The sequence below is a fragment of the Erwinia sp. MMLR14_017 genome (genome assembly GCF_033657285.1).
Lineage (GTDB): Bacteria > Pseudomonadota > Gammaproteobacteria > Enterobacterales > Enterobacteriaceae > Erwinia.
Window position 1 is genome coordinate 45075 of sequence record NZ_JAWVWP010000011.1, and the last position, 12432, is coordinate 57506.

At 53.4% G+C, this 12432-nt stretch carries 5 protein-coding genes; 3 read left to right on the forward strand and 2 right to left on the reverse strand.

What is annotated here, in order from left to right; all coding sequences use genetic code 11:
• Positions 1-7 precede the first annotated feature (7 nt).
• Together SD961_RS17050 and SD961_RS17055 are read right to left on the reverse strand one after the other, a co-directional pair.
• Positions 8-1762 (reverse strand): sulfite reductase subunit alpha, encoded by a 1755-nt coding sequence (locus SD961_RS17050; RefSeq protein WP_318791537.1) that lies wholly within the window; start codon positions 1760-1762, stop codon positions 8-10.
• A gap of 54 nt (positions 1763-1816) precedes the next feature.
• On the reverse strand, positions 1817-7348 hold the full coding sequence (locus SD961_RS17055) for a glutamate synthase-related protein (protein ID WP_318791538.1): 5532 nt from the start codon (positions 7346-7348) through the stop codon (positions 1817-1819).
• A gap of 1141 nt (positions 7349-8489) precedes the next feature.
• On the opposite strand from SD961_RS17055, the gene arcB reads away from it, so the two are divergent.
• The 3 genes from arcB (at position 8490) to mtgA (ending at position 12416) form a co-directional block, all read left to right on the forward strand.
• Positions 8490-10820 carry an aerobic respiration two-component sensor histidine kinase ArcB gene (gene arcB, locus SD961_RS17060; RefSeq protein ID WP_318791539.1) on the forward strand — a complete coding sequence of 777 codons (2331 nt, stop codon included), beginning with the start codon at positions 8490-8492 and terminating at the stop codon, positions 10818-10820.
• Entirely contained in the window at positions 10817-11053 is a 237-nt protein-coding gene (locus SD961_RS17065; protein WP_318791541.1) for a hypothetical protein, read from the forward strand. Before arcB ends, SD961_RS17065 begins: the two co-directional genes overlap by 4 nt.
• Positions 11054-11759: 706 nt before the next feature.
• Positions 11760-12416 (forward strand): monofunctional biosynthetic peptidoglycan transglycosylase, encoded by a 657-nt coding sequence (mtgA, locus tag SD961_RS17070; protein WP_412916700.1) that lies wholly within the window; start codon positions 11760-11762, stop codon positions 12414-12416.
• Positions 12417-12432: the final 16 nt, after the last annotated feature.

The window sequence follows — 12432 nt, forward strand, 5'->3', positions numbered from 1 at the left end:
AGCGAGATTAATAGACGTCGCGCAGATAGCGCTTCTCTTTCTTCAACTGGTCAACATAGTCATTCGCCCGCTCAGCGGACATACCGCCAAACTGCATAATCACCTGATAGAGTGCTTTATCCACATCTTTTGCCATGCGTGAAGCATCGCCGCAAACGTAGAAATAGCCACCCTGTTCAAGCCAGGCAAACAGCTCTGCACCCTGTTCCATCATGCGATTCTGCACATAGATTTTACTGGACTGATCGCGGGAAAAGGCGAGATCCAGATGGGTCAACAGGCCGCTTTCCTGCCAGGCCAGCAGCTCATCCCGATAGATGAAGTCATGTTCCTGATGTTGATCGCCAAAGAACAGCCAGTTTTTACCGCTGGCTCCAACTGTCTGGCGCTCCTGCAGGAAGGCGCGGAAGGGGGCGATCCCCGTACCAGGGCCAACCATGATCAGCGGCGCTTCGCCGTTGGCAGGCACACGGAAGGATTTATTAGGGGAAATAAAGATAGCAGGCTTTTCCCCCCGTCCAACGCGCTCGGCCAGGTATGAAGAGCAGACGCCGCTGCGTACACGGCCTGCGCTCTGATAACGCAGCGTAGCGATGGTCAGATGCACCTGATTGGGATGCGCTTTCGAACTGGAAGAGATGGAGTAAGCACGATGCTGTAGCGGACGCAGCAGGGCCACAAACTCAGGAATGCTCAGCGAGCGCGTCAGCTCAAGCTGCAGCAGATCCAGCGTGTCTTTACCCCACAGCCAGACGCCCAGCGCCTCTTTATCATCATGCTGCAGAACGTGACGCAATTCCTGATTCGTGGTGTTCTGACCAACCCACTCAATCAGCTTGCGGGAAGGCTCAGAAATCTCGAACTGATAGGTCAGCAGGTCGCCCAGGCTTCTGTCGAAGCCAGAAACCGGCGTCTCATAGTCTGAGTTCAGCTGCGTCAGCAGTAAAGAGACCAGCGAGGGATCGTTGACCGGGATCACCCCCAGCGCATCGCCAGCTTCATACTTCAGGCCGCTGTCCGTTAAATCGAATTCAAAGTGGCGAATATCTTTGCCGGAATTAGCGCCCGACAGGCGCTTGTTGGTGATCAGCGCGGCCGCATAAGGATTCTGCTTGTTGCTGCCGGGGATAACCGGCGCTTCCGGTAAGTTTTCCAGCGCCGTACCGCTGCTGCCCGCACTGGCGGCAAACTGCGGCATGGAGGTGGCAATCCACTGATTGGATGGCTCTTCATAATCGATATCGCAGTCGATACGATCGCTGACGCGTTTTGCGCCCAGCTGCTCCAGCCGCATGTCGATGAATTTGCCCGCCTGGCAGAAACCATCATAGCCGGTATCACCAATGGCCAGGACGGCGAAGTGCATCTGCTCCAGACGTGGCGCGGTGCTGGCAGAAATGGCCTGCCAGAAGAGCTGCGCATTATCAGGCATTTCGCCTTCACCGTAGGTGGAGGTAATAATCAGCACATGACGCATGGTCGCAAAGACTTCAATATCCACTTCACCCAGGCCCTGAACCACAGGCACCAGACCCTGCGCGCGGGCAGCTTTGGCTGCATTCTGCGCTAAGGCTTCTGCATTCCCGGTCTGAGAACCAAACAGGATATGCAGCTGAGTCGTGGCCGCCGCAGTGGTTCCGGCAACCTGTTTATTGTCTTCCAGCACCAGCAGGCGCGAGTGCAGCCCGGCGAGAAACCCCGCCAGCCAGTATTTCTGATCGCCATTAAAAGGCGCATCTTCAGGAATGTAAGGAATTTTCATCGGTTATCTGTACTCAATCCCGTTTCATCATATTCAGTCAAAGGGGGTAAACCGTCAGGATAATTTCCCGACGGCAGCAGCGATCTCTGGCAGAGCGGCCCGCGCAAACAGCTCTTCAAAATCAGGCAGTCCGCCCAGCACTTCTCTGTTCCGCGCATCCTGATACATGATCCAGCCGTAGGTTGCCAGGCTGTCCATAGAACGGATATTTCGCTGCGTCAGGGCCGCCTTGTAATCGGCCATGCGTTTCGCTGCGATGAGGCAGGCCAGTTCATCATCACTGTAATTTTCAATCGCCGAGCGTGCATGACGCTGTAATTTAGCAATCAGCGAAAAGTCTTCTGTCATCAACAGATTACGAACCGCTTTTTCTACCGCTGCATCTTCTACCGGCGTTCCTTTCGGCAAGCGAGAGAGCGCCAGCTGCTGAGCGAAGCTGAGAACGGTATAGTTGTTGAGCAACACAAACATCTCTTGCGTGTCCGTTGCGCCATAAGCCGGGACCGCACCGTTAGCGATAGATTTTTTCAACCGCCACGCCGTCTTGAATTTTGTCACCTGATGGCCCGCCAGCGCGGTGGAAAGCTCTTCCAGCAGATCCTTGCGGCTCTTCGCCTTCAGAATTTCCGCGCTCTCCTGATAGAGCAGCAGCGAACGCGGCATGACGTAGACAAAGTGTTGGCACTCGGTTTCCCAGTGCTCAAGCAGCCAGGCCGCACGAGGCGACTGGGTCGCTTCCAGATGCCAGTTCAGCATCGCCAGCACCGCCTCTTTGTGCACGCGCGCCATTTCGTTATCGTCACTAATGGAGCCAAACAGCACGGAATCCCCGGCGGCCGAAGCTGCCAGCGTACCATACGGGTCGTACTGATAGGCGAAGCCACCGCTCATGCCATTGCCGAAACCGGTACCGTAAGTGCCCAGGTTAAGAATGGCGCCATTGGTCATGTATTCACAGCAGAAATCGCCTACGCCTTCCACAACGGCTGTGGCGCCAGAGTTACGTACCGCAAAGCGGTCGCCCGCCTGGCCCTGCACAAACAGACGGCCACCGGTCGCGCCAAACAGAGCGAAGTTACCAATCAGCACGTTGCCTTCAGCATCCTGCGAGCCGCCGCCAGGTGAGGTCACCACAATTTCGCCACCACACTGCCCTTTGCCTACGCCGTCGTTGCAGGTACCTGTGTGCTTCATCTGCATTCCGTCGTTGCAGAACACGCCGTAGGACTGACCTGCAGATCCTGAGGTAGTGATGTTCACCGTGGCAGGCGCAAGATAGTGACGCCCACGATCGTCCAGCAGCACTGCCGGGATGTTCGCCAGCTGTTCTGTTTTCAACTCATGGTTCAGCAGGCGTTCAATATCAATTGCCAGCTGACCGCCCACGCTCTTGTTGCGGTTGTTCAGAACAATACCGTTGCCGAACTGAATAGCCGTTTTACCCTGATCGACCAGCTCCAGTTTCAGCTGTTCTGACCAGCAATTATCCAGTTCAAAATCTTTTTCCAGATAAACCGGATGGGCGATTTTCAGCTCAGGCACCACGGTGAGCATGGCACGGAAATCCAGCTTGCCGACTTCCAGTGGATGATCCATCAGGTGCAGCAAATCGGAGCGACCGCGCGCTTCACGCAGCGAGCGTAAGCCCAGGCGAGCAAGGATCTCACGTACGTCGTGCGCCACGTTGATAAAGTACTGCGCCAGCTGACGCGGATCGCCATCAAAGGCTTCGGCGTTAGTGGTCAGGCCTGCCGGGCACTTCACGTTACAGTTTTTCGCCATCACGCATTTCAGCATCATCAGCGCAGTGGTGCCGAATTCGAAGCTGTCTCCACCGAGCAGGGCTGATTTCACCACATCGCTACCGGTTTGCTGAGCACCTGAACAGCGCAGAAGCACTTTTTCACGCAGTCCATTGGCACAGAGCGCCTGATGAACTTCCGCGATACCAATTTCGGCAACACGCCCAGTGTATTTCAGGCTGGTGACGGAAGCCGCGCCGGTGCCGCCAGTATTACCCGCGACGTTTATCACATCGGCGCCCGCTTTGGCGACGCCGACGGCGATAGTGCCTATCCCTTCAGAAGAGACCAGCTTCACGATAACGCGCACGCGTGCCGCTTTACAGTCGTGGATCAGCTGAGCCAAATCCTCGATGGAGTAGGTGTCGTGGTGCGGAGGAGGAGAAACCAGTTCCACGCCAGGTGTACCGCCACGAGCCGCAGCGATTTCAACAGTGACTTTCGCCGAAGGAAGCTGTCCGCCTTCACCCGGTTTCGCGCCCTGACCAATTTTAATCTCCAGCTCTTCCAGCATCGGGTCGGCCAAATAAGCAGCCCAGACGCCAAAACGACCAGATGCGAGCTGTTTGATGCGGGACGCACGAATGGTGCCGTGGCGCGAGTAGTGCTCGCCGCCTTCGCCACAGTTACTCATGCCGCCAACCATATTCGTCCCATGCGCTACCGCTTCGTGAGCCGGCGCAACCAGTGCGCCGTGGCTCATCGCGCCAGAGGCAAAGGTGCGAGTGATCTCGCTGGCCGGCTGGATCTCATTCAGCGGCAGAGAGGGGGCTGAGGTAAAGATGCGTGACAGATACTCCGCCGCTTTACCTGTTGCGGCCAGGTGCAGTGCACCGGTGACGATTTCACTGTCGCCGATTTCGTCGGTGAAGCGGGTTTTCAGCGCGCTGAACAGCGCCGCCAGACGCTCTTTTTCCGGCTTCAGGCCAACAATGGTATCGGTCAGACGCAGGGTAAAGTAGCCTTCGCGGCCTTCCGTTGCTTCACATACCAGTCCACGCGTAGCAAACCCGTTGTTGGTAAGCGAATAGCGACCCAGCTTGCGGGCAAATTCGGCCTGGCTGTCCACATGGGTCAGGTCGGCAGGAAACGCCAGGATATCGCGCAGCGCCGCCGGACGACGTTTACGCTCCTGATTCATCAGGCTGGAGAATTCACGGTAATCGGGCGTGATGGTAAAGTTATCAATCACGTCGTTCGGGATGCGCTCAAAGCTGCTGTCTGCAAAGGAGTCAGGCTTGATGTTAAATGCATTATCCAGCTTAGCCAGCGTCAGCAGACGGATGAACTGATCTTCATCGCGTGGCTTGTCCGCAAAGCGGACAGGCTGCTCCGTCATGTCGATAAAGGTTCTTACTGCAATGGTGCCGTAAGAGTGTCCGGCACCTTCTGCGCGCTCTTTAAAGAGGCCCAGCAACGGCACTTCAGCTTCACCCTGAATCTTCAGCGAGCTTTGATGCCAGTCCACGGCCATCTGAGCGATGGTGGCAAAGCCTGCGCCGCCTACCGGCGTTTTGATATTCGGGAAATATTTCTTCAGTACGCGATCTTCAGTATTCAGGAAGTTCGGCTCGAAGAATTCGCCACAGCTGTAGCTTTCTACGGTACAGAGACCCACTTTACCCATGGTTTTCATCAGCGCTTTTTCCGCTGCTTTGGCATAGCGTTTAAAGGCTTTATTGCCTTCCTCACCCTCACCGAATTTCTCTTCGGCACGCATCTGCACGCCCAGCGGGTAAATTGCCGAAGCACCAAAGCCCAGCGCTGCTGCAATATGGTGTGAGGAGATGCTCTGACCGCTTTCGACGACCAGAGAGACGTCGAGGCGCAACCCTTCCTGCACCAGACGCTGGTTAATAGCAGAGACCACCAGCAGCATCGGAATAGCGGCGCGGGTAGAGGAGATATGGCGGTCGGTCAGAACGGCGATACCGCCCTGCTCACGGGCAAAGTCCACCACCTGCTGAGCAAGATCGTCAATCGCTTTTTCCAGTGCATCTGCGTTGTCGAGGCGGTTTTGCGGTTCAGTTCCCGTCACCGGTGAATAGAGCATGTCAAAGCGAGCATAAGGCGCCACTTTCTGTTCACGCAGCTGCAGCATATCCAGGTGGGTCAGGATTGGCGTGGGCACGATGATCTGACGGCCTTTGCTTCTGCCCAAATGTGGTTTAGCGCCCAGCGCTACCCGCAGCGTCATGCCGTCAACTTCACGGATGGAGTCTAATGGTGGGTTCGTTACCTGAGCGAAGCGCTGAGAGAAGTAGTGCGCCATGCCGCCTTCATGATCGGACAAACCGTTGATGGCGTTGCCATAACCCATTGCCGAAATCTTCTCAGCGCCGGTATTCAGCATCGGGTCCATCATGAACTTGAAGCTTTCCTGGTTATAGTAGTACGCCACGAAACGCTGATACGTTTTCAGGTCGCCGCTGTAGCGCAGCGGCGATCCCTGTTGCTCTGCCGGGATCACCGGGAGATCCTGCAACGTCACGCGAGACTGCGCCAGCAGCGCCGGGTAATCTTTCTCTGCCGCCAGCTTTTCCAGCGCTTCGAGCGTGGTATAGCTGCGTTTTTCACGGTGATCGTAATAGAGCATGCCGCCCGCTTCGATACGGCCACGGCGCAACACGCTTTCCGGTGGGAAGGCGATCTGGCCCGCTTCAGACATGGCGCCGATATACTCAGCGGTTTCTACGGAGCGCAGAGGACGCAGGCCCAGTCGATCCAGGCGTGCGCCAATGATCTCACCATTGCCGAAAATCAGCGCAGCAGGGCCATCGTTCTTCTCTTCGTACAAAGAGAAGTACTCCAGCATGGCGCGAACTTCGGTGGACAAGGAGGGATCGTTTTCCCACGCTGGCGGCATCATGGAGACAACGGCGTTAATCAGATCGAGATTGTCCTCCATCAGGCGGCTGTGAATGCTCTGATCCAGACGAGAGCTGTCGGACTGTCCTTTAGGGCGCACGATATTTTTACCGCGCGCCAGCGCCAGCGCCGATTCTGCAATGCGGTTTTTACGATCGGTATTCAGTTCACCGTTATGCGCCATCAGCCGGAAAGGCTGGGCCATGGTGGTGTGCGGATCGGTATTAGTAGAGAAACGGGTATGGAAGAACAGCCCGCGCACCTTGTGATCTCTGTCGGTCAGATCTTTGAAGTAAGGGATCACTTCATTGGAATTCAGGCGAGCTTTCAGAACCTGCGTGCGCGAAGAGAGCGAAAGCGGGTAGAGGCCGCCAAACTGGCTTTCGGTAAAAGCACGCGCTTCAATATCCAGCAGAGCGCGGTAGATGCGTTTTTCAAAGTCGTTTTGATTCAGCACATCCTGCGGGGCAGCAAACACCCATTGCACGATTGGTAGCTGGAACGAGAGGGCGGCAGGACGCAGCACGCTGCCATCCAGCGGCAGATCGCGTTTCAGCAACAGCGCTAAACCGTAAGCAGCTAAGGTTTCTTCAACCAGACGCTCGGCGTTGGCGCGCAGCTCAACATCTTTAGGCACAAAGAAGTTGCCCACGCCAAACTGTCCTGACTCCAGCGGCTGGCCAGTAATTTTGCGGAAGAAGTGTAAGGAGAGGTCCACGTTGACGCCAGCGCCATCACCCACGCCTTCCGCCGACATACCCCCACGATGAGGTACCGTGCACAGGGCACTGTGTGCCATCTGAAGTATCTCATGAGTCTGCTCGCCGTCCTTACGCGTGATAAAACCTACGCCACAGCTGTCGCTGCCTTTGGTCGGGTCGTACAAGCCATAGGGAAAAGGTTTTGTGTTGGACATCGGGGGCCTCCTCAACTTCTTTTTGACATTACCTATAGAGTTTCAATCACAGTAAGCTTCTGGTGGTGTGCCAGGCTCTGTATCATTTTCCTGACCGCTAAACGCGGACGCCGTTACCCCGAGCACTCCTCCAGACTTTTTATCTTGTTCCTGAAGGGAGAGCTGCTCTTACATTTCCGGGTCTCTTGATATGGAGATAACTTGCATCACGAGGGAGTCTTCTTGCTGCATAGATATGCCGAGACACTGGCCCGTTAGGAAAGCTTCCAGCGGATTTCCAACTTATCGGGAAAGCGTACTAAGGTCAAATAGCGCGCTTAAGGACGCTTTTAGGGTGTTAAGATGTGCTATCTTTCTGATATGTAAGGTTTTGTAAGGCTTTTTAATGGTGGGGATTTGATGGCAAAGCCCGCAATAAGTGTGAGCTGTCTCACTGTAGTGCAGCGGCCAAATCTCTGCACCATGCTGGTGCCGGGGATATTGGTAGCAGAATGTTCTGACAATCTTGGGTGATTTACTGAAATATACTGTTTTTAAACTTGTCACCTATTTGAATTAAACAACTGCTCGTCATTAGTAAAATTAATTATCTCAGGGGTGATTAAATTTCCGCTAAACATGAATTTTTATTCGTTAACGAAACGGGTCTGGCCTGGTAAAAGCGTGCTATCACCTTGAACCGGCGTTATCAGGCCGGAAAATCGGTCAGATAAATGACTCACAGATTATGCATTCAGAAGAATGAGTCAGCCCTTTTACCACAGGAAAATGACAGCATTATTAAAAGAAATAAAAAGGCTGATTTCTTCCGGGATTTAAACGGCAAACCCAGACAGCACGCAGCCTGAACAGACATTACCCCGACAAATGCAGAAGCTAATCTCTGCGTCTGCCTGACGTAGCGCATTCTTCTCTGTTTATTTAAAGTCCGGATGAAATAAGAGGTCTGTGCCAGGCAAATGAGTTGTGGTCAGGCGCCACCTATTTCCTCTTGTTAGCTGGTCTCACAAAGCGGCGAGTGCTTAAGCAGGCAATTCTAAGTGCTGCTGCACCATGCTGGTGCGATTAAAGCGTGAACGGTTGCGTGGGTCCCGCAGGCTTTTACGGTATGATTGAACGATCGGGCTGGAAGGAACCTTTTATGAAACAAATTCGTCTGTTGGCACAATATTACGTCGATTTAATGGTGAAGTTAGGGCTTGTGCGCTTCTCTTTGCTGCTGGCTTCTGCGCTTGTCGTTCTGGCGATGATCGTCCAGATGGCGGTGACGATGGTGTTGCGCGGCCATGTTGAAAGTATTGATATGGTCCGCTCGGTGTTCTTTGGCTTGCTGATCACACCCTGGGCAGTCTACTTCCTCTCTGTGGTGGTTGAACAGCTTGAGGAGTCCCGGCAGCGCTTATCCCGACTGGTTGATAAGCTTGAGGAGATGCGCCACCGCGATCTTGAGCTGAATCAGCAAATGAAGGAAAACATCACCCAGCTGAATCAGGAAATAGCCGACCGTATCAAAGCGGAAGAGGCGCGTTTGCAGGTCATGGCTAAGCTGAAGGAAGAGATGGCGAGGCGTGAAGAGGCGCAAATCGAACTTGAACAACAATCCTCCTTCCTGCGTTCGTTTCTTGATGCCTCTCCCGACCTGGTGTTCTATCGCAACATAGATCAGCAATTTTCCGGCTGCAATCGCGCAATGGAGTTGCTTACGGGTAAAAGTGAAAAGCAGCTTATTGGCCTGACGCCACGAGACGTTTATGACAATGATGCCGCTTCTAAAGTTTTAGAAACTGATGACAAAGTGTTCCGCCACAACGTCTCGCTCACCTATGAGCAGTGGTTGCAGTATCCCGATGGGCGTAAAGCCTGTTTTGAGATCCGTAAAGTCCCCTATTACGACCGTATTGGTAAACGCAGCGGGCTGATGGGTTTTGGGCGCGATATAACGGAGCGTAAGCGCTACCAGGACGCTCTGGAGAACGCCAGCAGGGAGAAGACCACTTTTATCTCCACAATCAGCCACGAGCTTCGTACGCCGCTTAATGGCATTGTGGGATTAAGCCGCATCCTGCTGGATACTGCCCTGAACAAGGAGCAGCTTAATTATCTGAAAACGATCCACGTCTCAGCCATCACGCTGGGCAATATTTTCAACGACGTGATCGAAATGGACAAAATCGAACGGCGTAAAGTCCAGCTCGATATCCAGCCGGTCGACTTCACCGGTTTTATCACCGATCTGGAAAACCTCTCCGGCTTGCTGGTTCAGCCTAAAGGTTTGAAGTTTGTGCTGGAACCTGAGCTTCCTCTTCCACACCAAATCATGACCGACGGTACCAGGCTGCGACAGATCCTGTGGAACCTTATTGGTAATGCGGTGAAGTTTACTCAGCAAGGCAGCATTATTGTCCGTGTGGCTTATCAGGGGGAAAGCTGCCTGCGGTTTGAAGTGGAAGACTCCGGCATGGGGATACCCCAGGATGAGCAAGATAAAATTTTCGCTATGTATTACCAGGTGAAGGACCAGCGGGGTGGAAAACCCGCTACAGGAACCGGAATTGGTCTGGCGGTCTCCCGTCGTCTTGCGCAGAGCATGGGAGGAGATATCAGCGTTCATAGCGCACCAGGTAAAGGCTCCTGCTTTACGCTGACGGTTAATGCGCCGCGTATTGAGGAAGCACCAGAGGAAGCGCAGCCCGCCGAAGATCTTCCGCTTCCTGCGCTCCACGTGCTGCTGGTGGAAGATATTGAGTTGAACGTAGTGGTCGCGCGTTCGGTGCTTGAGAAGCTTGGCAATAGCGTAGAAGTGGCCATGACGGGTGGGGAAGCCCTTAAACTCTTTGACCCGGAAGAGTTTGACCTGGTGCTGCTGGATATTCAGCTGCCAGATATGACAGGCCTGGATGTGGCGAGGGAAATTCATCAGCGTTATGCCGGTTGTCATCTGCCGCCGCTGGTCGCGCTGACTGCCAACGTGCTGAAGGATAAAAAAGAGTATCTGGATGCCGGAATGGATGATGTGCTGAGTAAACCGCTGGCGGTGCCCGCCCTGACAGCCATCATCAAAAAGTATTGGGATTTTCAGCAGGAAGATGACGAGGAGCGAAAAGTGGACGAGAAGAAACTGGGGCTGTTGGACGTGGCAATGCTGGAACAGTATATCGAACTGGTTGGCCCCCAGCTTATTCATCAAAGTCTGGAGATGTTTGAACAGATGATGCCCGGCTACCTTGAAGTGCTGGACTCTAATATGATGGCGCGCGACCAGAAAGGTATTGCGGAAGAGGGGCATAAAATCAAAGGGGCAGCAGGATCGGTCGGGCTGGTGCATTTGCAGCAGTTAGCGAAGCAGATCCAAAGCCCTGAACTGCCGGCCTGGTGGGACAATGTGCAGGAGTGGATCGATGAGCTCAAACAGGAATGGCGTAATGATGTGGCGGTGTTACGTGAATGGGTTTCGGACGCTGGAAAAAAATGACCCCGACCGAAGCCGGGGTGCGCGAATACTGCGCCAACACCAGGGAAAAGGGTAACCTGCGCTATTCTGAGAAGAAGAGTTTAAAAGCACAGGCGCGGTATTGGGTAAAACGCTCAGGAACTACCTTAGCAAATCCTGCATCACGTGTTACGAGATTCATTAAAATGTGTGATGTTGAGCAGCGATTTCAGACAGAAAACATTAATTTGATAACACAGTCAAGCGGGAAATGATTTTTCACGCCAGATTGTCTATATTTTGCACAAATATGACAGGTTTTGCGACATATTACAGGGTGCCTTACTCAGGAAGATGTTAATTGCGCTAGCAGGAATGCTAATAAAATTTGCCATAAATACGTAAAGTTTAACTGATTGTATAACATGTTCTTTTTGTGAGATCAGGGTCTCGTGTCTCTCTGATGCTGCGAGGCGATCCTGAGAAGGGTGCACACAAGGTAAAATCGATTGATACAGGCTTTTTAAACGGCTTTAACAATCGGGGCAAATCAGCAGTTAAAAGGGCCTGTTAAAAGGTTGGGTGAAGATTCTTACCGGGTTTGCTACCTGTTAAGATGAATTTTGCAAAAGCTTGCGCACGGAATTTATAAGCAATGTAAACCATTCATTTTCATCCTTGCCCCAGATTATCCGCTTTACCGTAATGGGGTAAAAAGGTTCGTTTCGTGTATGGAACCGATTCCTTAAGTGCGGAAGTGGTTGAAGCAGATAGAACATTTAGGATTAAGCCGGGGATTAAACTGGCTGACCGCTATTAATAGCGGTCATCTGCTGAGGTTACTGGTTGAAAAAGCAGGTGGGTTCAGACCGCTTCCCTGATAAGAATTGATAAGATAGTTATGGATATTATTGTATGAAAGCGTCTCAAAAAAAGGGGTTTCATCGTCTCAAATCCTGGGGTTTACGGGCTGTTTTTACCATGGTGGGTTTATGGGGCGCGGGGATTATTCTTTTCTCTTTTCTCCCGGTTCCCTTTTCGGCCGTGATGGCTGAAAAGCAGGCAGGCGCGTGGCTAAGGGGCGATTTCGGTTATGTCGCCCACTCTGACTGGGTGGGTATGGATGCTATCTCACCCTGGATGCCGCTCGCTGTTATCGCCTCGGAAGACCAGAAGTTTCCTGACCACTGGGGCTTTGATGTACAGGCCATTCAGTCCGTACTGGACCGTGAGGGAGGCGGACGGATCCGTGGGGCTTCCACGCTTTCTCAGCAAACGGCCAAGAATCTCTTTCTATGGGATGGAAGAAGCTGGGTGCGGAAGGGGTTGGAAGCAGGATTAACCGTGGGCATTGAAACGGTATGGACGAAAAGGCGTATCCTGACGGTTTATCTCAACGTGGCAGAATTTGGTGAAGGCGTCTTTGGCGTGGAAGCCGCTGCGCAGCGTTACTTTCATAAACCAGCAAGCCGGTTGACGATGTCAGAAGCGGCGTTGCTGGCGGCAGTGTTGCCCAACCCCATCCGCTTCAGGGCCAGCGCGCCTTCAGGTTATGTTCGTCAGCGGCAGCAGTGGATTTTACGTCAGATGCGGCAGCTTGGAGGAGAAGGCTTCTTACGTCAGCATAAGCTGAAGTAGGCCGGGTGCCACAGGC